Source organism: Caulobacter sp. Root655 (genome assembly GCF_001427665.1).
GTDB lineage: Bacteria > Pseudomonadota > Alphaproteobacteria > Caulobacterales > Caulobacteraceae > Caulobacter.
Window position 1 is genome coordinate 53,032 of sequence record NZ_LMHC01000026.1, and the last position, 22,269, is coordinate 75,300.

The following is a 22,269-nucleotide window of genomic DNA, read 5'->3' on the forward strand; positions in this document are numbered from 1 at the left end:
GGCATTCTGTTCGGGGCATCCTGTTTGCGAGGGGCGGCGCGGTCAGCCTATACCGGCCTTCGCCCTGTCAGCCATACAGCCTGAGCGTTTATCCATGACCACGCCGCAGGACGCCATCGCCGCCCGCCGCAAGCTGACCAATCGGCTGATCGCCGGCAAGGACGCCCGCCGCCTGGCGCCGTTCTTCAGCCCCGACATCAAGGTGATCGCCGGCGACGGTTCGCTGATCCTGGGGGCTCAGGACGTGCTGGCCGCCTTCGCCGGTCAGTTCGCCGACCCCGACTTCGTGGCCTATGTGCGCACCACCGAACGCATTGAACTCGACGCCGACGGCGTCCGGGCCGCCGAGCACGGAACCTGGGTCGGGACGGCGCGCGGCGCCGCCGACCAGGGCGGACCCTATCTGGCGACCTGGCGAAAGGTCACCGGCCAGTGGGTGATCGAGAACGAACTGTTCGTGACGCTGCGCTGAGGCTTTCGGCCGCACGAAACATGCGCTCCGTCGCAAGATGACGGGAAATTAATCCCAGCGCCGTTGCCCCGCCGGGAAAGGCCCTCTACCCCTTTGCGCCAACAGATTGAGGGAAGGGGACCCCACCTTGCAAAACCGTCGTCAGATGCTGCTGTCCACCGTCGCCGTCGGCCTGGCCGCCGCGGCGCCGAACCTGGCGCTCGCGCAAGGCGCCCCGGCGTCCGGCGAGGTCGCCAAGCTCACCGCCCTGTTCGACGCCATCATGGCCAAGCAGCTGCGCCAGTCGCCCGAGACGGCCACCAGCCTGGGCCTCGACGTGGGCGACCTGGCCTGGACCAAGGCCCTGCTGGCCGACCGCTCGTTCGCGGCCATCGCCGCCGGCGTCGTCCAGACCCGGCAGCAGCTGACCGACCTGCGCGCCATCGACCGCAAGCAGCTGACCGGCATGGACGCCGTCAACTACGACACCGTCGAGTTCACCCTGGCGGTGCAGGACGAGGGCAACCAGAAATTCACCTATGCCGGCGGCGGTTCGGGCGCGCCCTATGTGCTCAGCCAGCTGACCGGCTCGTACCAGTCCTATCCCGACTTCCTCGACACCCAGCATTCGATCGAGACCAAGGCCGACGCCGACGCCTATCTGGCGCGGATGGAAGCCTTCGCCCGGTTGATGGACCAGGAAGCGGCGATCGCGGCCCGCGACTACGCAGACGGCGTGATCCCGCCGGACTTCGTGCTCGACAAGGCCCTGGTCCAGATGAAGGCCTTCGCCGACACGCCCGTCGCCGAAGCGCCGCTGGTGGTGTCGGTGGCTCGCCGGACCAAGGAAAAGAACATCCCCGGCGACTGGGCGGGCGAGGCGACCAAGATCTACGAGGTCTCGGTGCTGCCGGCCCTCAAGCGCCAGATCGCCCTGCTGGAAAGCGTGCGCCCCAAGGCTACCCACGACGCCGGCGTCTGGCGCCTGAAGGACGGGGCGGATTACTACGCCGTGTCGCTGAAGAACTACACGACCGCCACGCTCACCCCCGACGAGATCCACCAGCTGGGCCTGGACCTGGTGAAGTCGATCTCCGTCGAGGCCGACAAGCTCTTCAAGAGCATCGGCATGACCAAGGGCACGGTCGGCGAGCGCATGGCCGAGCTGGGCAAGGATATCTACGAGAACACCGATCCAGCCAAGGAACAGCTGATCGCCGACCTCAACACCAAGGCCAAATGGATCGAGAAGCAACTGCCGGCCTATTTCGGCCAGCTGCCCAAGGCGCCGCTGGAGATCCGCCGCGTGCCCAAGGCCATCGAGGCGGGCGCCCCGGGCGGCTACTACAATTCGCCCTCGCTCGATGGTAAGCGGCCGGGCATCTACTGGATCAACCTGCGCGACACCAAGGAGCAGGCCAAGTACACCCTGACGACCCTGACCGTGCATGAGGGCGTCCCGGGGCATCACCTGCAGCTGTCGATCTCCAACGAAGCCAAGGGCCTGCCGCTGATCCGCAAGACTATCGGCAATTCGGGCTACACCGAGGGCTGGGCGCTCTATTCCGAACAGCTGGCCGTCGAGATGGGCATCTACAAGAGCGACCCGCGGGGCCATATCGGCATGCTGCACGACGCCCTGTTCCGCGCCGTCCGCCTCGTGGTCGACAGCGGCATGCACTACAAGAAATGGAGCCGAGAGCAGGCGGTGAAGTACATGGCCGAGACCATGGGCGACGAGGAGAGCGGCACGATCACCGAGATCGAACGCTACTGCGTGTGGCCGGGCCAGGCCTGCAGCTACATGATCGGCAAGATCACCTGGCTGCGGGCCCGCGAGCGCGCCAAGAAGGCGCTGGGCCAGAAGTTCGACATCCGCAAGTTCCACGACGCGGGCCTGCTGTCGGGCATGACCCCGCTGACCGTGCTGGACAAGGTGGTCGACGACTACGTGGCCGCGACCAAGGCCGGGAAGTAAGCTTGGATATCTTCCCTCCCCTTCATGGGGAGGGGGGACCAGCGAAGCTGGTGGGTGGGGCTTCACCGCCGCCTTGACTCATCAAACCCCACCCGACCCCTTCGGGGCCACCCTCCCCATAAAGGGGAGGGAAGGGTTTTGGGGCTACCCCCACCCTTCCGAAACCCCCGCCCGCCGCGCGGCCGGCGTCACCGAGGGCGTCACCTTCAGCGCCGGTTGCGGCTGGTCCGTCGGCTTGCCGAACAGCCAGCCCTGGGCGAAGTCGACGCCGGCCTTGCGGACCAGATCCTCGACCTCGGCGGTCTCGACCATCTCGGCGACGGTGCGGATCTTCAGGTCTCGGCACAGCTCGACCAGGCGGCGGACCATGGCGCCGTCGCGGCCGTTGCCGGCCAGTTCGCGGACGTAACGGCCGTCGATCTTGACGATGTCCAGGCTCAATTCCTGCAGATAGGCGAAGGACGAGGCCCCAGCCCCGAAATCGTCCAGGCAGACCAGCGAGCCCAGGCCGCGCAGGCCCTGGATGTGACGGTTGGCGCGGGGCAGGTCGTCGATGGCGCTGGTCTCGGTGATCTCGAAGATCAGCCGGCCCTTGGCCATGTCATGTTGCTTCAGCAGGCCGTCGATATGGCCGACGAAGGTCTCGTTGACGATCGTCCGGCCCGAGACATTGACCGCCAGCTTCAGGGTTCCCGCGCGGTCGCTGGCCAGGCGCTTGACCGCCTGCTCGGCGATGGCGTGGTCCAGCTCCTCGATCAGGTCGAACTCCTCGGCCATGCGGATCAACTGGAACGGGCTGCCGCCGTCCTCGAAGCGCACCAAGGCCTCGTGGTGGTGGGCCAGGCCCGTCGCCAGGTCGACCACCGGCTGGTAGGCCAGGGTGAAGCGCCGCTGGCTGACCGCCACGCCCAGGGCGCCGGCTCGCGACAGGGTGCGCTTGACCGAGCGGTTCATGGCCTCCGACAGGGTCAGGGGCGGGGTGTCCTTCAGCCCCTCGCGCAGGAAGTCGTCCAGGGCGTAGCGCAGGGCGCGCAGGCCGCGGGCCGAGGTCCCGCCGTCCAGCGGCACCACGTGGGCCGAGGCCTGGATCGCGGTGGCCCGGGTCAAGCGCTGGGCCATGTCCTCGCTGTGGTCGTCGCGGGTCCGCACCAGGGCGAAGCGGTCGGGCGACAGGCGGGTGGCCATGCCGCCGGCGTGCGACTCGGCCCGCACCGCGCCGGCCAGCCGGATGTCCAGGGCCTGGACCTCGCGCGGCGACAGCTGTTCGCGCACCGATCCCAGGCCGGCGAAGTCGATCATCGCCAGTTCCAGCTCCAGGCCGGTGACGCGGGCGGCCTCGAACAGGCCGCGGGCGATGTCCTCGAAGTTCTCGCGGCCGCGCAGGCCGTCGGCGTCCAGCCCGGCCGTGGGGGCCTGCGCGGAGGTGACCGACACCGAGATCCGGCCGCCGTTCTCGGGCAGGGCGCGCAGGGTCAGGCTGACATGGCGCGGTGGCTCGCCGGCCATCCGCACGGTGATGGGACCGCGCCGGAAGCCGTCGCTCAGGGCGGTGGTCACCGAATCGACCAGCGGCCGGTCGATGGGCGTGAACAGGTCGCGCCAGGCTCGCCCCATCAGGGTGCGCTCGTCCTGGCCCATGATCCGCTGGGCCGCGCCGAGCGCCAGGATCACCTGGCCGGTCTCGACCTCCAGCAACAGGTCGGCGCTGGCGAAGGCCAGGCCCAGAAGGCGGCGCGGATCTAGCGACAAGACGGAAGTCCCCCAAGACGCAGGCAGCATGGCGGGGCGTCGTTAAGGACCGGTTGAGCCGGGCGGCGAAAGCGCCCCCGGGGAGCGCGGGAGGGGCGCGGGGAAATGTCGCGAGCGCCGGAAATGGTGCGACCTATTTTGACGTATCTCGACGCCATAACCGTTTCAACGCTTCGGATAGGCAAGAAAAGAACATCTTGTGAACATGGAACAAAGCGTGTACTCGTTAATCATTCCACAGACGGATGGGCGCGCCGGTCGCGAACCTCCGATCTGACGGTCGGAATCATGGGATAAGGGCGGATCTCCAATGAGCAATCAGGCGGCTTTGAAACTCGTGGGTAAAGAAGACGGCGACAAGCAGCGGGCTCTCGAAGCGGCGCTGGCGCAGATCGACCGGGCGTTCGGCAAGGGCTCGGTGATGAAGCTCGGCGAAAAGGGCAAGGTCGAGATGGAGTCGGTCTCCACCGGCTCTCTCGGCCTCGACATCGCCCTGGGCATCGGTGGCCTGCCCAAGGGGCGGGTGATCGAGATCTACGGTCCGGAAAGCTCGGGCAAGACGACCTTGGCCCTGCACGTGGTGGCCGAGGTCCAGAAGGCCGGCGGCACCGCCGCCTTCGTCGACGCCGAGCATGCGCTGGATCCGGGCTACGCCTTCAAGCTGGGGGTCAATCTCGACAACCTGCTGGTCTCGCAGCCCGACAACGGCGAACAGGCGCTTGAGATCACCGACACCCTGGTGCGTTCGGGCGCCGTCGACGTGGTCGTCATCGACTCGGTGGCGGCCCTGACGCCCAAGGCCGAAATCGAGGGCGAGATGGGCGACAGCCTGCCCGGTTTGCAGGCCCGCCTGATGAGCCAGGCGCTGCGCAAGCTGACCGGCTCGATCAACAAGACCAACACCATCGTCATCTTCATCAACCAGATCCGCCACAAGATCGGGGTGATGTACGGCAGCCCGGAAACCACCACCGGCGGCAACGCCCTGAAGTTCTACGCCTCGGTTCGCCTCGACATCCGCCGCACCGGTTCGATCAAGAACCGCGACGAGATCATCGGCAACAACGTCCGGGTCAAGGTGGTCAAGAACAAGGTCGCCCCGCCGTTCCGCGAGGTCGAGTTCGACATCATGTACGGCGAGGGCATTTCCAAGCTGGGCGAGATCATCGACCTGGGCGTCAAGGCCGGGGTGATCGACAAGGCCGGCTCGTGGTTCTCCTACAACAGCCAGCGCATCGGACAGGGCCGCGACAACGTCCGCGAGTTCCTCAAGGCCAACAAGGATCTGGCCGCCGAGATCGAGACGGCTGTCCGCAAGTCTTCCCAGAAGATCGAGGAAGAGCTGCTGGTCGGGGGCCCCGAGGACGACGAATAGGCCTAGGCTCCATCCGGACCTCCGCCTGACACAGGTTTCGCGGCCGCCGCCCGCAGCGGGCGACCCCGCCTCATAGCCCGCCGCGTAATACCGCCTCGGCCGGCCGCGATCCCCGGACGCCTGGACCCCATGCCAGGCGTCCGATTTCGTTTCTCCTCCAATCCTCCCCCTCAGGGGGAGGTGGCGCTCCGGACAAGGTCCGGGGTGACGGAGGGGGATCGCCGAGCCAGCCGCCCAAATCCTCCCCCTCTGGGGGAGGCGGTCGCGCAGCGACCGGTGGGGGGAGTCCACGCCGTCGATTCTAGATGCGGGCCACGTCCAGCCACCATCCCCTCTTCGTCGCCTGCGGCGACACCTCTCCCACGGGGAGAGAACTTATCAGCCCAACACCGCCGCCGCAGACCCGCCGAACGCCGACTTGGTTTCCACTCCGCTTGAAACCGCGCTATGCAGCGCCGACTTCCGGTTCAACCGGAACCCCGTACCGAACACCCGAGACGCCGATGACCAGCCTGCCCAGCCTCAACGACATCCGCAGCACCTTCCTGAACTATTTCGGCGCGGCCGATCACGCCATCACGCCCTCGGCGCCGCTGGTGCCGCAGAACGATCCGACCCTGCTGTTCGTCAACGCGGGCATGGTGCCGTTCAAGAACGCGTTCACCGGCGCCGAGACCCCGCCGCACCCGCGCGCGACCTCGTCGCAGAAGTGCGTCCGGGCCGGTGGCAAGCACAACGACCTGGACAATGTCGGCTACACCGCCCGTCACCACACCTTCTTCGAGATGCTCGGCAACTTCTCGTTCGGCGACTATTTCAAGGAACAGGCGATCACCCACGCCTGGACCCTGCTGACCCGCGACTTCGCCCTGCCCAAGGACAAGCTGCTGGTCACGGTCTATCACACCGACACCGAGGCGGCCGATCTCTGGAAGAAGATCGCCGGCCTGTCCGACGACCGCATCATCCGCATCGCCACCAACGATAACTTCTGGTCGATGGGCGACACCGGCCCGTGCGGCCCGTGCTCGGAGATCTTCTTCGACCACGGCGAAGGCATTCCCGGTGGCCCTCCGGGCAGCCCCGATGAAGACGGCGACCGGTTCATCGAGATCTGGAACCTGGTGTTCATGCAGTTCGAGCAGATGGCCGGCGGCGAGCGCGTGTCGCTGCCCAAGCCGTCGATCGACACCGGCATGGGCCTGGAGCGCGTCGCCGCCGTCCTGCAAGGCGTGCACGACAACTACGACATCGACCTGTTCAAGGCGCTGATCGCCGCCAGCGTCGAGCTGACCGGCGTCAAGGCCGAAGGCGACCAGGCCCCGTCGCACCGGGTGATCGCCGACCACCTGCGCTCGTCCTCGTTCCTGCTGGCCGACGGCGTCACGCCTTCGAACGAAGGCCGCGGCTACGTGCTGCGCCGGATCATGCGCCGGGCCATGCGCCACGCCTATCTGCTGGGCGCCAACGAGCCCTTGATGCACCGCCTGGCCCCGACCCTGGTGGCCGAGATGGGCCAGGCCTATCCCGAGCTGCGCCGCGCGGAGGCCTCGATCGTCGAGACCCTGCGCCAGGAGGAGGAACGCTTCCGCGTCACCCTGGGCCGCGGCATGGGCCTGCTCGACGACGCGACCGCCAACCTGTCGGCCGGCGGCGTGCTGGACGGCGAGACCGCCTTCAAGCTCTACGACACCTACGGCTTCCCGCTCGACCTGACCCAGGACGCCGTGCGCGCCCGAGGCATCACCGTCGATACCGACGGCTTCGACGTGGCCATGGACCGCCAGCGGACGATGGCCCGCGCCAACTGGGCCGGCTCCGGCCAGACCGGCGCGGCCGCCGCCTGGTTCGGGATCAAGGAACGCACCGGCCCGACCAATTTCGTCGGCTACGACAACACCGAAACCACCGGCGTGGTGAAGGCCATCCTGGTTGACGGCGCGGAAGTCGACTCCGCCGCCTCCGGCGCGAGCGCCGAGGTCCTGCTCGACCGCACCAGCTTCTATGCCGAGAGCGGCGGCCAGGCCGGCGACACCGGCGTGATCGAGGCGAACGGCGCCGAAAGCCGCGTGCTCGACACCCAGAAGCAGGCCGGTGAACTCTATGTCCACAAGGTCGAACTGGCCGGGCCGCTGAAGGTCGGCGACCAGGTCGTGGCCGGCGTCGACGCCGCCAAGCGCACCACCACCCGCGCCAACCACTCGGCGGCCCACCTGGTCCATGCCGCCCTGCACCACGTGCTGGGTCCGCACGTCGCCCAGAAGGGCCAGATGGTCGACGGCGAGCGCATGCGCTTCGACTTCAGCCACGGCGGCCCGCTGACCGCCGACGAGATCGAGCGCATCGAGGCCGAGGTCAATGAAGTGATCCGCCAGAACGTTCCGGCCGAGACCCGGGAGATGGCCCCGCAGGAAGCCATCGAGGCCGGCGCCGTGGCGCTGTTCGGTGAGAAGTACGGCGACAGCGTCCGGGTGCTGACCCTGGGCAAGTCGCTGACCGACGAAGCCAAGGCCTATTCAGTCGAGCTGTGCGGCGGCACCCACGTGGCCCGCACCGGCGACATCGCCCTGTTCAAGATCGTCTCCGAGCAGGGCGTCGCCGCCGGCATCCGCCGCATCGAAGCCCTGACCGGCGAGGCGGCCCGCCGCTTCCTGCTCGACCAGGCCGGCGTCGCCAAGGCCCTGGCCGACCAGTTCAAGACCCCCGTGGCCGAGGTCGGGGCCCGCGTCGACGCCCTGATCGCCGACCGCAAGCGCCTCGAGAAGGAGCTGGCCGACGCCAAGAAGCAGCTGGCCCTGGGCGGCGGCGGTTCCGGCGCCGCGTCCGGTCCGGAAGACGTCAACGGCACCGCCCTGATCGCCCGCGTCCTCGACGGCGTCGGCGGCAAGGAACTGCGCGGCGTGGCCGAGGAGTTCAAGAAGCAGCTGACCAGCGGCGTCGTCGCCCTGGTCGGCACCACCGACGGTAAGGCCGCCGTCACCGTCGCCGTGACCGCCGACCTCGTCGGCAGGTTCAGCGCCGCCGACCTGGCCAAGGCCGCCGTGCTGGCCATGGGCGGGCAGGGAGCCGGCGGCAAGGCCGACTTCGCCCAGGGCGGCGCGCCCGACGGCTCCAAGGCCCAGGAAGGCCTGGACGCCATCAGGGCGGCGCTGGCGGGCTGAGGTTTCCGGTCTCCGGACGGCCCTGAAGGTCGTTCGGGGGCTGACCCAACCCTCCGCTCATCCCGGCGAAAGCCGGGACCCAAGCGGCGTGTGCGGTTCCTAGCTCAGAGCTCCGTCAGGACAATCACCTTGGGTCCCGGCATTCGCCGGGATGAGCGGATTTTGTTGGGGCCAAACTAGCCGGCGAATGCTCTGCTAACGCGCCGGAACCTGATCCCGAGGCGTCAGCATCACCTCGCCCGTCACGCCGTCCCGACGGTAGTCGATCCGGATCGGCCGGCCGACCGCCACGACGCGCATCGCCGCCCGGGCGTCCGAGAGCGACACGGTACCGGCCGGGGCGCCGTCGATCGCCGTGACCAGGTCGCCGACCTTCAGGCCCGCCGCCTGGGCTGGGCCGCCCGGGGCGATGTCCTTGATCTCGAAGCCGGCGTCGGCAAGGTTCAGCCAGCACCCGCAACGGTCGAAGGTTCCGGCATCGACCGGCGGCGGCGCGATCCGGCGCAGGTACATCAGCTGCCGGTCATAGTCGAAGGTGACCACGAAGCGCTTCAGCAGGCCGCTGCCGATATTGCCTTCGAAGTTCTCGTCGGTGAACACGCCCTTGCCCTGGGTCGCCAGGCCCGCCACCGGCGCGGCGATCGTGACCTCGCCCAGGCTCAGCGACGTGGCGCGGATCACATATGACCGCGAGGGTCCGCCCACGCCCCAGCCGTCGACCGCCGCCACGCCGTTCGGATAGACCTCGCGCAGCCGGGCGCGCTCGACGAACGGCCGGGCGATGGTCACCTCGCTACGCGACCCGGTGTCGATGTTGTAGCGGGCCGACAGCTCGCCCAACCGCCCGACCACCTGCGGCATGTGGTCGTAGAACACGAACGGCACGGCCACTCCGGCCCGGGCCCGATCGGCCTGGGTGAACCGCGCGGGATCGATCAGGGTCAGTTCGTTCCTGTCGTAGTCGATGATGGTCACGAAACGGCGGAACATCTCGAAGCCCAGCATGCCGCCGACCTGGAAGCCCTCGACCGGCTTGGGGCTGAAGTCGAGTTTCAGCATCGTCTGGTCACGGAAGGTCAGGCCGCCCAGGTCCAGGCGGCGCACCTGGACGTAGCCGCTGGACGGCGGCGCGTCACCAGCCCCGCCGGAGGTCATGGAGCCCTCCGATTTCAGGTCGAGGGCGGCGACGGTCGGCGAGGTCAGGATGCCGTGCCCGCCGGTGTCGACCAGGAACGGGAAGGGGCCTTTGCCGTCCACCTTCACGTCGACGAAGATGTGGTTGTTGGCCAGCCGGAACGGCACGGTGATCCGCCCCTCGGCCGGCAGGGTCCAGTCCCGAGGCGCGCCCTTGGCCAGGGCGTAGGCCGACGCGGGACGGGCCCCTTCCCGCGTCGCCGAGACCAGGGTCAGGGTCTGCCGGCTGGCCTCGCCGCCGCCGTCGTCGATCGTGGCGACCTTCGGCAGGGCGCGACCGGCCTGCCGGACATAGTCGGCATAGCGGAAGTCGAAGGTCATGAAGCCCTGGGTCTCGCGCACGCGGGCCAGATGGGCGGTCGTGCAATCGAACCAGGCCTCGAAGGGCTTGCCGCCGGCGGGCGTCACCTTCACGCGGCGACCCTCGGGCTCGACGCCCAGGGAATCGATGCGGGCCCCGCCGGCGTCGGCGCGCCACCACAGGTCGGCGTTGCGATAGGCCTGGTTGACGGCGACGGCCGGGCGGTCGCCGCCGGCCTGGGGCGTGACGGCGCCGGACAGGTCCTGCATCCAGGCCATCTTGCCGTCGAAGGCGCTGGCGCCGGTCGTCGGGCCCTGCCGGTAGCGCTCGACGAACAGGCCGGTGGCGGTGTCGCTGGTCGTCTCGACCTCGCCGGTCAGGCCCTGGCCGGCATAGGCCCGCCGCACGACCAGGGTCGCCCCCTCGGCCTCCTTGTCCGCCGCGCCCCCACCCAGCACCGCGCGCCGGTTGGCGGCGAACACGGCGGCGGGCGGCGTGTCGGCGGCGCAGATCGCGGGGACGGCGGCGGAGGACAAAAGCAGGGGCAGGAACATGGACGGCCTTTGCGCGACGAAGACCGTCTGCCTATCATCGCGGCCGAACGACGGTCTTGAACCGAATTCACATCCGCCCCGGGGCCGCCAACTGCCTGTTCGCCACGCTTCCGTCCGCGCCGTCGAGTCGGGGCGGCTCTCGCATCCGCCGGGCGAGCGCCTGCCGCGCCACCGCCACGACGTCGGCTTCGCCGCCGTGGTGCTGGCGGGCGGCTATGTCGAGGCGGGCGACACCGGCCGGCACCGCGTAACCGTCGGCGACCTGATCCTGCACCGGGCTTTCGAAAGTCATCTGGACGAGATCGACCGACGCGGCGCCCAGGTGCTGGTGCTGCCCTTGCCGCCGGGCGTTGTCGGCGTGACGCGCGGCCGGTTCTCCGACCCCGACCTGCTGGCGCGCTTGGCGGCCAACGACGCCCACGAGGCGGTTCAGGCCCTGGCCGAAGGATTTCAAGCCGCCGCGCTGGTCGACGAGGATTGGCCCGACGTCCTGGCTCGCCAGCTTTTGGCCGACCCCGACCTGCCAATCGCCGCTTGGGCGCGCGCGACGGGGCTGCATCCTGGCAGCGTCGCACGCGGCTTCCAGCAACAGTTCGGGGTGACGGCGGCGCGGTTCCGGGCGACGGCGCGGGCGCATCGCGCCCTGGCCGCCCTGGACGACCCGGCCCTCAGCCTGGCCCAGACGGCCGGCGACTGCGGTTTCGCCGACCAGGCCCACATGACGCGGGCGATCGCCGCGCTCACGGGCTTGACGCCTTATCGCCTGCGCGCGGCGCGATCCACGGTTGCATCGCCTTCCGGATTCTTCTAGCTTGACCGTGTCCGGGGAGACCGGACGCCCATAGCATGAGGGAGCCTCATGATGCGTTACGCCTACGTCGCCTATGTCGGGCGGTTCGAGCCCTTTCACCTGGGACATCTATCGGTGATCCGCCGTGCGCTCGACGAAGCGCCCCGCGTGATCGTGCTGATCGGCTCGGCGCAGGCCCCCCGCAGCGCTCGCAATCCCTGGACCTTCGAAGAACGCGCCGTGATGATCCGCGCCGCGCTCGGCCCCGACGCCGGCCGGCTGATCCTCCGCCCGTTGGTCGACCACCTCTACAACGAGACCGCCTGGATCGCGGACGTCCAGGACAGCGTCGCCGGCGCTATCGCCGAGGACGGCGGGGCGGTGAACGCCAGCGTCGCGCTGATCGGCCACGAGAAGGACGCCTCCAGCTATTACTTGCGGGCCTTTCCGCAATGGGCGCTGATCGACGTCGATCAGACCGCCATGCTGTCGGCGACCGACCTGCGCCGCCACCTGTTCGCCGACGATCCCGGTGCGCTGCGCCTGCTGGAGGCCAACGTGCCGGGGCCGGTGCTGGGCATGATCCAGGCCTTCCGCACCACCGAGGCCTATGGCCGGGTGGCCGACGAGTTCGCCCATGTCGAGGCCTACAAGGCCGCGTGGTCTGTCGCGCCCTACGCGCCGACCTTCGTCACCGCCGACGCCGTGGTCGTCCACTCCGGCCACGTGCTGCTGGTCAAGCGCAAGGCCCAGCCGGGCAAGGGGCTGTGGGCGCTGCCGGGCGGTTTCGTCAATCCGCGCGAGACTGTGCTGGACGCCGCCCTTCGCGAGCTGCGCGAAGAGACCCGGCTGAAACTGCCCGCGCCGGTGCTGCGCGGCGGGCTGAAGGCCCAGGGCGTGTTCGACCACCCCGACCGTTCGCTGCGTGGCCGCACCATCACCCACGCTTTCCACTTCGAGTTCCCGGCCGGACCTCTGCCGGCCGTGCGTGGCGGCGACGACGCGGCCCGCGCCCGCTGGACGCCGGTGGCCGAGGCTCGCCGGATGCGCGGCGCTCTGTTCGAGGACCACTTCCACATCCTCGAGCACTTCCTCGGTGCGGCCTGACCGCAGGTATTTCCCGGGCCAAGGGGACAGACCCCGTGGCGCCCTTTAGCGACGTGAAGGAGCTTCCGTCATGATCAACCCGATCCTCAACACCGACAGCTACAAGACCAGCCACCATCTGCAGTACCCGTCGGGCGCGACGCGGGTGTTCTCCTATGTCGAGAGCCGGGGCGGGGCCCATGACGCCACGCTGTTCTTCGGCCTGCAGGCGATCCTGAAGTCCGAGTTCCTGACCCCCGTGACGACCGCGCATGTCGATGAGGCGGAGGAACTGCTGACCGCCCACGGCCTGCCGTTCAATCGCGTCGGGTGGGACCTGCTGGTCGCGCGCCACGGCGGCCGGCTGCCGATCGAGATCCGCGCGGTGGCCGAGGGCAGCGTCATTCCGACCCACAACGCGATGATGACCGTGGTCAACAACGATCCCGACTTCTTCTGGCTGACCAGCTATGTCGAGACCGCGCTGCTGCGGGTCTGGTACCCGGTGACGGTGGCGACGATCAGCTGGAGCGTCCGCCAGGCGATCAAGGCGGCGCTGGAAAAGACCGCCGACGACGTCGAGGGTCAACTGCCGTTCAAGCTGCACGATTTCGGGGCGCGCGGCGTATCCAGCGAGGCCTCCGCCGCCCTGGGCGGGCTGGCCCACCTGGTCAGCTTCCAAGGCAGCGACACCCTGTCGGCGATCGTCGCGGGCCGGCGGTTCTACGGCGAGCCGATGGCTGGGTTCAGCATCCCCGCCGCCGAGCACAGCACGATCACCAGCTGGGGCCGCGAGCACGAGGTCGACGCCTACGCCAACATGATCGCGCGGTTCGGCAAGCCGGGCGCGACCTATGCCGTGGTCTCCGACAGCTACGACCTCTACGCGGCGATCGAGCACCTGTGGGGCGAGACCCTGCGCCAGCAAGTGATCGACAGCGGCGCGACCCTGGTGGTGCGGCCCGACAGCGGAGACCCGGTCACCGTGGTGGCCAAGACCCTGGCCCTGCTCGCCGAGCGGTTCGGGACCACGCTGAACGGCAAGGGCTACAAGGTGCTCAACACCGTGCGGGTGATCCAGGGCGACGGGGTCAATCCGGAGAGTATCCAGGCCATCCTCGACCGCACCATCGCCGACGGCTTCAGCGCCGAGAACATCGCCTTCGGCATGGGCGGGGCGCTGCTGCAGAAGCTGGACCGCGACACCCAGCGCTTCGCCTACAAGGCCAGCGCCGTCGAGGTGGACGGGGTGTGGCGCGACGTCTTCAAGGACCCGGTCACCGACGCGGGCAAGCGCTCCAAGCGCGGGCTGCTGGGGCTGACGCGCGGATCGGACGGCTGGAAGACGGTGGCGGTCGACGGCGCGCGGTTCGCGCCGCTCGACGGCGGGGAGAACGCCCTGGTTCCGGTGTTTCGCGACGGCGAGCTGCTGGTGGACCTGACCTTGGCGCAGGTGCGGGCGGCGGCGGCGGCGGCGGGATGAGGCGATGAGTGGGGACAGGCGCATGCGCCTGTCCCCGATCGTGCGTCGAGCCTAGACCGCCATCCGCGCCAGCAGCACCGCGACGGCCGACAAGGTGAGGCAGGACACGGCCGTGGTCAGGGCCACGGTCCGGGCTCCGCCGCGCTCGAAGACGCTGTGGGCCTTGGTCTGGATGAAGACGTTGACCGCGGTCGGGGTGGCGGCCATCAGGGTCGCGCCCAGGCGGAAGCCCAGCGGCGCGTCGACCAGGCCGGTGGCGATCCAGGCGGCGGCCGGCAGGATCGCCAGCTTGGCGACGGCGGCCAGGATGATCGGACCCCAGCGCGGGGTCGGGGCGGGCTCTTCGGGCGCGGGCTCGCAGGGTTCGCCGGCGATCGGCTCGCCGGTCAGGCCCAGGGCGACGCCCAGGGCGACCAGGGCCACGGGGCTGCCCGAGGCGGCCGCGGCGGCCACCGCCCGGTCGAGCATGCCGGGCAGGGACAGTCCCAGCAAGGCCAGGGCCGTGCCGGTGATCGCCGCCAGCACGATCGGGTTGCGCAGGGCCTGCATCAGCGAGCGCCAGGTCGAGCGGCCGCCGGCCCAGCCCAGCAGGCCGACGCCGACGGCGGCGACGACCACGAAGTCCACCGCCACCACCCCGGCCGACAGCCGCGCGGTCTCGGGGCCGAGCACGGAGACGACGATCGGCAGGCCCAGGAACGCGCTGTTGCCCAGGCCGCCCGCCAAGGCGGCGCCGGCCCGCTCCTCGCGCGTCCAGCGCAGGGCGAGGCCGACCGTGACCATCAGGGCCACCACCAGCAGGGCGCAGGCGCCATAGGCGGTCAGGCCCAGGGCCAGGGCCCGGTCGGGCGCGCCGACCCGCGACAGCGAGTGGATGAGCAGGGCGGGAAAGCCGATCCAGTAGACATAGGTCGACAGTCCGGTGGACATCCGCGCGTCGAACAGGCGCAGCCGCGCCAGGACGACGCCGGCCGCCACCAGCATGAAGAACGGCAGCACCCGCTGGGGCACGTCGAGCAAAAGGTCGGTCACGGGTTTAACGGGGTAGGGCGCAAGCGCGGCGGTCTCCGCCCGGAAGGGCCGCCTGTCGATACCATTGGCGACGGCGAGCGGTCCAGCGTAGCGCTCAAGCTAGCGCTCGTCGGCCGGCAGGCGCACATGCACCAGCCGCCACTCGAACAGCTTGCCGCGTCGGAAGGTGAAGACGGTCGCCTGGGCCGGCCGACCGGGACGCTTGATCGCGATGCGCACCCGGTTGGGGTCCCAATAGGCGATGGTGGGATGCGGCCCGGCGACGGCGGCCTTGACCCTGTCGGTCGCCGTCGCCGGCCTGGCGGGCGGCGGGGCCGCGCCGGGCGCATAGCCGCGGGTCAGGGCCGACAGGCCGGCCACCGTCAGATAGCGGTCGACCTTGGGCTCGGGCGGGGCGATCGGCTCGATGGCGCGCTTGAAGACGTTCAGGGGATCGCGCCAGATCGACGGCGGCTCGGCGGGCGCCGCGGCGGGCGCGGTCTCGTTCAACTGGGCGGTCAGGCTGCGGCGCACGGCGGGGAAGTCGACCAGCTCGCTGATCGCCTGCACGTCCTCGTACTGGGCGGCGGCCTTGAGGGCGCGAAAGGCGAACCAGGGCGCGGTGGCGAAGGCGGTGGCGAACACGACGATGGCCAGGACCACGAGGTCCCACAATCGCTTCTGAATGGTCATCGCGCGCCCCCGCCGCAGAGTTAACGCCGCATAGAAGGCGGTTCGCGGGGCCGCCGCAAGGTCGTTCGCCCAAAACCGTTGTCGGAGGCCGCCTCGTCAGTAGGTGACGGTGGCGACGACGGTGTCGGCATAGGCGCCGGGGGAGGGCGTCGTCTGGGCCGGCGCGCGGCCATAGACGGTGAAGGGCTGGGATCCGCCCGTGCCGCTGCCGCTCCACACGAAGCCTGCCCCCTGGGCGAGGTCGCCCCACGGCTGGTCGCGGGCGGCGTTCTTGTAGAGGCCGTAGGTCACGGTCTCCGCCCCTTTCTTCATCTTGCGCAGGGTGGGGCCGGTTCCGGTCAGACCGTTGTTCAGGCCGACGCTGTAGGGGGAGCCGGACGTGCAGGTGACGCCCAGCGACCCTTGGGCGTCCTTGGCCGCGCTGAGCACGCCCGAGGTTCCGAAATCCACATTGCCGGCGGTGACCTGGCAGTCGGGGACCAGGGTCGCGCTGAAGGTGAACAGGGCCGGCGTCACGGTCGAGCCCACCGTCACGCCCGAGCAACTCAGGAGATTCAGGCCCCAAAGGAAGGTCTCGCCCACGAAGTCGCTGGAATAGGTTCCGGGCGCGGTGGTCGTCTGGATCCAGATGCGCCCATAGAGCGTGCGCGAGACGTTGATCGTGCCGCCCAGCCCGGGGGTGGCGGTGATGGTCGGGGGCGTGCCGAACACCGGCTGCACGGTCGATCCCCAGGGCTGGGAACGGCCGCTGTCCTGATAGATCTGGAACGGCAGGGTGACGCCAGGCGACAGTTTCAGCAGTCGCCCGCCCGAACCGTCGCCGCCCCCGGAACCGCCGTCCAGGTTCGGGCAAAGCGTGACCGGGATGGCGGGGGTCAGGCCTGAACAGCTGAAGTTCAGGGTGGCCGTGGTGTCGACCGTGCCGGCGGTCAGGGGGCTGATGTTCGTGCCGAAGCTGCCGTTGCCGACGCTTACGCTGCAAGTGGCGGCCTGGGCCGACGTCGGAACGGCCAGCCAGCCGGACGCGCCGATCCCCAGGCCGAGGACCAGCAGGATCAGGATCTTAGCGACAGAGCGCTTCCACGACACCGGGACCTCCCTTCGGACCGGGAGAAAAGGTGAAACGGACGGCGCAGGTGACGCCGTCCTCGAGATAGACCGTCAGGTCATTGGTGGCGTGAAGGTCGGTCAGGAAGACCTGGCCGTCATAGCCGACGATGGTGCGCTCGCTCGCGCCGGACCGGGCGGCCTCGGCGCCGGCCGGAACATAACCGCCGTCGGCCAGGCGCAGGGTCACCAGGGCCGAGGGCGGGCTCTTGGCCACGCCGAAGCGGACCAGAACGCCGCCGCCGTCGATCGGCACGACCAGCTTTTCGGTGTCGGCGGCTTCCAGGTCCAGCGCCAGCATCCGCGGGTCGATGGCGATCTTGTTGTCGTCGAAGGCCGAGAGGTTGCGCACCACCAGCCGGCCGTCGCGGCCGCTCTGGCCGATCTTCTGGTTCTGGAACAGCACCGGCACGCCCGGCGCGCCGACATCGACCATGGCGAACGACCCGTCCAGGCGGTTGGCCAGGGCGGGGGCTCCGCCCAGCCAGGCCAGGGCGCCGTCGATCTGGACCTGGGCCCGGGTGGCGCCGTCGATGTTCTGGGCCGCGCCCGCCACGCGGAACGTGCGGCCGCGATAGGCGCCCTGGGCCTCGATCCGGGACCGCGCGCCCTGCTCCATCCGCAGGCGCCAGGCGCTGGAGCCCTGGCTCTGGTTTTCGGCCTTGCTGGCCTCGACGAAGCCGATGGCGTCGCCGCCCTGGGCCTCGGCCCCGATCGTCGCCGAGGTGGCCCCGCCCAGTGGAATCGCCAGGCCGAAGAAGGCTCCGGTGTCACGGCGTTCGCCGCGCGAGGCGTAGCCCGAGGCGTAGAGGGTCAGGCCGCGGCCCAGGGTCTGGCGCAGCGAGCCCGTCCACACGGCGCGGGTCATGCCGGCCTGGGTCTCCTGGTCCGAATAGCTCAGGCTGAATGTCGCCGGATCGCCGCCGCGCCGGTAGGGCGTCAGGTCGATGGGGGCGGAGAGGGTGACCTGGTTGACCTCGCGCGGCGGCGTGTCGGCGTCCCCCCGGACGTCACGCCAGGACTGGATCGCGGTGGCGGAGGCCAGGTCGCGATAGCCCGACGTCGCCCGCATCGCCATGGCCGAGACGTAGAGGCCGGCGAACCGGCTGTCGAAGACGACCGAGGTCAAGGCGCCCTGGCGATCCTTCTCCCGGCTGGCCGAGGTCGAGACGCCCGCCACGCCGAGACCGCCCAGCTGGACGGCGAGGCCCGCGCCCAGATTGGCCAGGCCCGCGCCGCCCTCGGCGTGGCCCTCCAGCGTCAGGCTGTCCAGCAGGCCGTAGCGCACGCTGCCGGCGGCCAGCAGCGGGTTGGCGTAGGCGTTGGAACGCAGGCCGAAGTAGCGGCGGGCGAACCCCACCTCGGCGGCGTAGTCCACGAAGCCCCGGCGCAGCAGCAACGGCGTGGTGAAGAACGGCGCGGTCACCGTGGTCTGGCGTCCCGCCGCGTCGCGCAGCACCAGGCGCGCCTCGCTGAAGCCCCGGGTCGGCGGCAGGCCGTCGATCTCGATCGGTCCGGCCCCGACCCGGCGCGACAACACCGGTATGTCGTTGACGTAGAGGTCGAGGATCGAGGGCGCGGCGGCGCTGGCTGACAGGCGCGGCGAGGGCATGGTGATCAGGTCGGGGCGGGTGGAGAAGTCGCGCCGGACCTGCAGCCCGGCCATGCGGATGGGACGGGTCCAGGAAAAGCCCGCATTGATGAAGTCGCCGGCCCGGATGTCGAGGGCACGGCGGGGGGAGTACCAGTTCCAGGCGGTGTCGAGGCGAACCAGGTCGCTGTGACCCGAGACGTGGATGCCCGAGAAGGCGGAGGTGATGGCGCCGAAGCGGCCGAAGAGCCTGGCGTCCAGCGCGACGCCCAGCGAGCCCAGCTCCGCCTTGCCGCCGGCCTCGCCCTGTCCGCCGTCGGCGGAAACCGCGTAGTTCAGCACCGCGCCGAAGTCCTGGCGGGCGTTCAGGCCGTCGAGTCCCGGCGGACCCAGGTCAAAGCGCTGGGCCCGCAGCGTATCGGCCGCGGCTTCGACCAGCAGTCGCTGGCCGTCCTCGTCATAGGTGGCGCGCAGGCCCGGCAAGGCCGACAGGTCGACGGGGCCGGGACGTCCCTGGGGTGGGGGGGGCGGCGACAGGCCGACGGCCCGCATCTCGTCGGCGCTCATCGACAATCGACCGTCGGCGTCGCGGGTGACGGCCGCCACCAGGCCCGTGCCGTGTCCGTTGATCCAGACCTCCAGCTGCAAATCCTGGGTGATCGCCGTCGGGGCAGAGCGCGAGGGCGGTGGAACGTCCTGGGCGAGGGCGGGAGATCGGAGGGTGGCGGCGGCCATGATCAGCACCGCCGCCTCAATCGCCAGGGAGCGGCGCATCGATCGGACCCGCGTCCGTGTCGGCGGTGAGGCGCAGGCCCGGCGCGGCCTGGAAGGCGCCGGTGGGCCAGGTCATCTTCGAACCGGGCAGGGCGTAGCCGACCAGGCCCTTGCGTTCGGCCAGCACGGCGCCGGTCGCGTCGCGGATGCGCAGGTTGGCGATCCGCAGGTGCCGGGCGCCCGTGTTGCTGGCCAGCAGGGCCGGGCCGCCTTCGGACTGGATCAGGCGCCATTCGATCTTGGCGCGGTCGCCGGACGCGGCGAAGAACAACGGAATGGAGTGGCGCATCAGCAGGGTGACCGACCGGGCGCCTTCGCCCAGCGGCGGGGGCAGTTCATCGACGATCAGGCGATAGGCTTCCTGCCGCTCGGGCAGTTTGGGATCCAGCCGGACGACACGCACGGTGCGCGCCGCGCCGGGCGCCACCTTGGCGATGGGCGGACTGACGACCACGCCGGTCGCGGGTTCCAGCACGTCCTTGCCGTCTCGCTGGCTCCAGCGAAACACCCGCACCTGCACGTTCAGCGGCGCGGAGTCGTCGTTGAACAGGTTGAGCGTGGCGGCGTTCTGGCCGGGGGGAAGGTCCAGGCCGACCGGGCTGACGCGCAGGGTGGAGGCGTGGGCCGCATGGGAGACGGGGACCGCGGCGAGCGTGGCGGCCAGCAGGATGGCGAGGGCGGCCCCGCCACGCATCAGTAGGTGATCGTCACCGACACGAGGTCGCTATAGGCGCCCATGGCGGGAGTGGACTGGGCGGCGACGCGCCCATAGGCGGTGTAGGTCTGGACCGCGCCGTTGCCGGTGGCGGCCTCGGTGTCGACGTTCTGGGTGACGCCCCAGATCTGGGACCGGCTGGCGTCGCGATAGAGCGTGTAGGTCACGGTGTCGTTGGCGGCGCTGGTCATCTTGCGGCTGCCGACCGTGGCGCCGGTGCCCGCGCCGGCGCCCAGCGCCACCGTATAGGGCGTGGAGTTGGTGCACTGGACGCCGATCGCGTTGGTGGTGTCGATGTTGCTGTCGATGACGCCGTGCAAGCCGAAATCCACGTTCGAAGCCGACTGCACCTTGCATTCGCCTTGAATGGTCAAGTTTACTTGAAAAGAACTCGTCGCTGTGGCGGCATTGGAAATTGACGCAGCGCTCAATGCCGAGAGAGATGTAAGGGCGAAAACAAAAAGATATTTTCTAAACATGGCCCACCTATCGCGCTGACAATCTTGAGTGCCTGGAAATACACGTGAGTGTTGGAACCTTATTTGTTAACGAGAGGTTAATTTGGGTCGGGGTGAGGTGTGACGACTCGCCGCACGATTGAGTTTGTTCGCCCCTGAAAACCTTTCCGGGTGACGTCTTGGTAGCGTAACCGCGTTCTGCCAGCGAGAGCCGCCAGCCCTGTCCGGGTAAGGGAAAGTTCGTTTCGGCCGGGCTGTCGGGCCCGCAGTCGCCGCCGAGCCCCCCGCTAGGGCTCGGACATCGCGTGTCGGCAAGGGCGTGGTCACTATGTCGCACAGGCCACGACGCCCCCACCAACGCAAGGTGGCGTCACCGCTCAGCGATCCGCCGACCGTCGCGCCATCGAGCGTGACACCGTCATTGCCGTCGCCGCCCGACACCGAGCCGATGAGGGGCTCCGAAAAGTCATCGGAACCCAGAACGCAAAACGCCTCTCCCTTGCGGGAGAGGCGTCGTGTGGTTTCGAAAGGGTAGAGTCGGTTAGACCGCCATCGCCTTCTTCAGGTTCTCGTCGATCTTGTCGAGGAAGCCTTCGGTGGTCAGCCACGACTGCTTGTCGCCGACCAGCAGGGCCAGGTCCTTGGTCATGAAGCCGCTTTCGACGGTGTCGACGCAGACCTTCTCCAGGGTGTGGGCGAAGGCGGCCAGTTCGGCGTTGTCGTCAAGCTTGGCGCGGTGGGCCAGGCCACGGGTCCAGGCGAAGATCGAGGCGATCGAGTTGGTCGAGGTGCTCTCGCCCTTCTGGTGCTGGCGGTAGTGGCGGGTGACGGTGCCGTGGGCGGCCTCGGCTTCCACCGTCTTGCCGTCCGGGGTCATCAGCACCGAGGTCATCAGGCCCAGCGAACCGAAGCCCTGGGCGACGATGTCCGACTGCACGTCACCGTCGTAGTTCTTGCAGGCCCAGACATAGCCGCCCGACCACTTGAGGGCCGAGGCCACCATGTCGTCGATCAGGCGGTGCTCGTAGTGCAGGCCGGCGGCCTTGAAGCGCTCGGCGTACTCGGCGTCGTAGATCTCCTGGAAGATGTCCTTGAAGCGACCGTCGTAGTATTTGAGGATCGTGTTCTTGGTCGACAGGTAGACCGGATAGTTGCGGTTCAGGCCATAGGCGAACGAGGCGTGGGCGAAATCGCGGATCGACTCGTCGAGGTTGTACATGCCCATGGCGACGCCGGCGCCCGGCGCCTTGAACACTTCGTGTTCGATGGTCTCGCCGTCTTCGCCGACGAACTTGATCGACAGCGTGCCCTTGCCCGGGAACAGGAAGTCGGTGGCCTTGTACTGGTCGCCGAACGCGTGGCGGCCGACGATGATCGGCTGGGTCCAGCCCGGCACCAGGCGCGGCACGTTCTGGCAGATGATCGGTTCACGGAAGATCACGCCGCCCAGGATGTTGCGGATCGTGCCGTTCGGCGACTTCCACATCTTCTTGAGATTGAACTCGGTGACGCGCTGTTCGTCGGGGGTGATGGTGGCGCACTTGACGGCCACGCCGTGCTTCTTGGTCGCCTCGGCCGCGTCGATCGTGACCTGGTCGTTGGTGGCGTCGCGGTTCTCGACGCTGAGGTCGAAATAGTCGAGCTCCAGGTCCAGGTACGGGAAGATCAGCTTATCCTTGATGAGCTTCCAGATGATCCGGGTCATTTCATCGCCGTCCATGTCGACGACGGGGTTGGCGACTTTGATCTTGGCCATTGCGGGGTCTTTCCTCTCGCGGTGGCGCGCCTGTGACTCTTT

16 protein-coding genes are annotated in these 22,269 nt (G+C 69.4%); 7 read left to right on the plus strand and 9 right to left on the minus strand.

The window, feature by feature from the left end; all coding sequences use genetic code 11:
- Positions 1-94 precede the first annotated feature (94 nt).
- Positions 95-472: a DUF4440 domain-containing protein gene (locus ASD79_RS21000; protein ID WP_056725286.1), complete on the plus strand. Its 378-nt coding sequence runs from the start codon at positions 95-97 to the stop codon at positions 470-472.
- A 127-nt stretch (positions 473-599) separates the two neighbouring features.
- Positions 600-2,429 (plus strand): DUF885 family protein, encoded by a 1,830-nt coding sequence (locus tag ASD79_RS21005; RefSeq protein WP_056725288.1) that lies wholly within the window; start codon positions 600-602, stop codon positions 2,427-2,429.
- Between the two features lie 144 nt (positions 2,430-2,573).
- On the opposite strand, the gene ASD79_RS21010 is transcribed toward ASD79_RS21005, so the two are convergent.
- Positions 2,574-4,208: an EAL domain-containing protein gene (locus ASD79_RS21010; protein ID WP_056725290.1), complete on the minus strand. Its 1,635-nt coding sequence runs from the start codon at positions 4,206-4,208 to the stop codon at positions 2,574-2,576.
- Positions 4,209-4,488: 280 nt separating this feature from the next.
- Here ASD79_RS21010 and recA point away from each other — a divergent pair, with 280 nt between their 5' ends.
- Positions 4,489-5,553, plus strand: coding sequence for a recombinase RecA (recA, locus tag ASD79_RS21015; RefSeq protein ID WP_056725292.1), 1,065 nt, complete (start codon positions 4,489-4,491; stop codon positions 5,551-5,553).
- A 512-nt stretch (positions 5,554-6,065) separates the two neighbouring features.
- A complete protein-coding gene (alaS, locus tag ASD79_RS21020; RefSeq protein WP_056725543.1) occupies positions 6,066-8,714 on the plus strand; it encodes an alanine--tRNA ligase in 2,649 nt (882 codons plus the stop codon).
- Positions 8,715-8,909: 195 nt separating this feature from the next.
- On the opposite strand, the gene ASD79_RS21025 is transcribed toward alaS, so the two are convergent.
- Positions 8,910-10,763 carry an aspartyl protease family protein gene (locus ASD79_RS21025; protein ID WP_056725296.1) on the minus strand — a complete coding sequence of 618 codons (1,854 nt, stop codon included), beginning with the start codon at positions 10,761-10,763 and terminating at the stop codon, positions 8,910-8,912.
- Between ASD79_RS21025 and ASD79_RS21030 the strand changes: the two genes are divergently transcribed.
- The 3 genes from ASD79_RS21030 (at position 10,762) to ASD79_RS21040 (ending at position 14,122) form a co-directional block, all read left to right on the plus strand.
- Positions 10,762-11,574 carry an AraC family transcriptional regulator gene (locus ASD79_RS21030; RefSeq protein WP_056725298.1) on the plus strand — a complete coding sequence of 271 codons (813 nt, stop codon included), beginning with the start codon at positions 10,762-10,764 and terminating at the stop codon, positions 11,572-11,574. The two genes, ASD79_RS21025 and ASD79_RS21030, sit on opposite strands and share 2 nt — an antisense overlap.
- Before the next feature lie 51 nt (positions 11,575-11,625).
- A complete protein-coding gene (locus tag ASD79_RS21035; RefSeq protein WP_056725545.1) occupies positions 11,626-12,660 on the plus strand; it encodes a bifunctional nicotinamide-nucleotide adenylyltransferase/Nudix hydroxylase in 1,035 nt (344 codons plus the stop codon).
- Positions 12,661-12,730: 70 nt separating this feature from the next.
- Entirely contained in the window at positions 12,731-14,122 is a 1,392-nt protein-coding gene (locus tag ASD79_RS21040) for a nicotinate phosphoribosyltransferase (protein WP_056725300.1), read from the plus strand.
- A gap of 51 nt (positions 14,123-14,173) precedes the next feature.
- On the opposite strand, the gene ASD79_RS21045 is transcribed toward ASD79_RS21040, so the two are convergent.
- From ASD79_RS21045 to ASD79_RS21075, 7 genes are all read right to left on the minus strand, one after another.
- Positions 14,174-15,154, minus strand: coding sequence for an AEC family transporter (locus ASD79_RS21045; protein ID WP_082585054.1), 981 nt, complete (start codon positions 15,152-15,154; stop codon positions 14,174-14,176).
- Positions 15,155-15,253: 99 nt separating this feature from the next.
- On the minus strand, positions 15,254-15,826 hold the full coding sequence (locus ASD79_RS21050) for a DUF2939 domain-containing protein (protein WP_056725302.1): 573 nt from the start codon (positions 15,824-15,826) through the stop codon (positions 15,254-15,256).
- A 96-nt stretch (positions 15,827-15,922) separates the two neighbouring features.
- Positions 15,923-16,915, minus strand: coding sequence for a spore coat U domain-containing protein (locus ASD79_RS21055; protein WP_056725304.1), 993 nt, complete (start codon positions 16,913-16,915; stop codon positions 15,923-15,925).
- A complete protein-coding gene (locus ASD79_RS21060) occupies positions 16,890-19,298 on the minus strand; it encodes a fimbria/pilus outer membrane usher protein (protein WP_056725306.1) in 2,409 nt (802 codons plus the stop codon). The genes ASD79_RS21055 and ASD79_RS21060 overlap by 26 nt, the downstream gene beginning before the upstream one ends.
- The gene (locus ASD79_RS21065; RefSeq protein ID WP_056725308.1) at positions 19,276-19,992 is read right to left on the minus strand and encodes a molecular chaperone; all 717 of its coding nucleotides are present in this window, start codon (positions 19,990-19,992) and stop codon (positions 19,276-19,278) included. Before ASD79_RS21065 ends, ASD79_RS21060 begins: the two co-directional genes overlap by 23 nt.
- Positions 19,992-20,492 carry a spore coat U domain-containing protein gene (locus ASD79_RS21070; protein ID WP_082585055.1) on the minus strand — a complete coding sequence of 167 codons (501 nt, stop codon included), beginning with the start codon at positions 20,490-20,492 and terminating at the stop codon, positions 19,992-19,994. The genes ASD79_RS21065 and ASD79_RS21070 overlap by 1 nt, the downstream gene beginning before the upstream one ends.
- Positions 20,493-21,012: 520 nt before the next feature.
- Positions 21,013-22,227, minus strand: coding sequence for an NADP-dependent isocitrate dehydrogenase (locus ASD79_RS21075; RefSeq protein WP_056725312.1), 1,215 nt, complete (start codon positions 22,225-22,227; stop codon positions 21,013-21,015).
- Between the last annotated feature and the right edge of the window lie 42 nt (positions 22,228-22,269).

Bases quoted from the DNA above. Each gene is read 5' to 3' on its own strand.
- ASD79_RS21000 (WP_056725286.1), top strand. From the start codon at position 95: ATGACCACGCCGCAGGACGCCATCGCCGCCCGCCGCAAGCTGACCAAT.
- ASD79_RS21010 (WP_056725290.1), bottom strand. From the start codon at position 4,208: ATGCTGCCTGCGTCTTGGGGGACTTCCGTCTTGTCGCTAGATCCGCGC.
- recA (WP_056725292.1), top strand. From the start codon at position 4,489: ATGAGCAATCAGGCGGCTTTGAAACTCGTGGGTAAAGAAGACGGCGAC.
- ASD79_RS21030 (WP_056725298.1), top strand. From the start codon at position 10,762: ATGGACGGCCTTTGCGCGACGAAGACCGTCTGCCTATCATCGCGGCCG.
- ASD79_RS21025 (WP_056725296.1), bottom strand. From the start codon at position 10,763: ATGTTCCTGCCCCTGCTTTTGTCCTCCGCCGCCGTCCCCGCGATCTGC.
- ASD79_RS21035 (WP_056725545.1), top strand. From the start codon at position 11,626: ATGCGTTACGCCTACGTCGCCTATGTCGGGCGGTTCGAGCCCTTTCAC.
- ASD79_RS21040 (WP_056725300.1), top strand. From the start codon at position 12,731: ATGATCAACCCGATCCTCAACACCGACAGCTACAAGACCAGCCACCAT.
- ASD79_RS21050 (WP_056725302.1), bottom strand. From the start codon at position 15,826: ATGACCATTCAGAAGCGATTGTGGGACCTCGTGGTCCTGGCCATCGTC.
- ASD79_RS21060 (WP_056725306.1), bottom strand. From the start codon at position 19,298: ATGCGCCGCTCCCTGGCGATTGAGGCGGCGGTGCTGATCATGGCCGCC.
- ASD79_RS21065 (WP_056725308.1), bottom strand. From the start codon at position 19,992: ATGCGTGGCGGGGCCGCCCTCGCCATCCTGCTGGCCGCCACGCTCGCC.
- ASD79_RS21070 (WP_082585055.1), bottom strand. From the start codon at position 20,492: ATGTTTAGAAAATATCTTTTTGTTTTCGCCCTTACATCTCTCTCGGCA.
- ASD79_RS21075 (WP_056725312.1), bottom strand. From the start codon at position 22,227: ATGGCCAAGATCAAAGTCGCCAACCCCGTCGTCGACATGGACGGCGAT.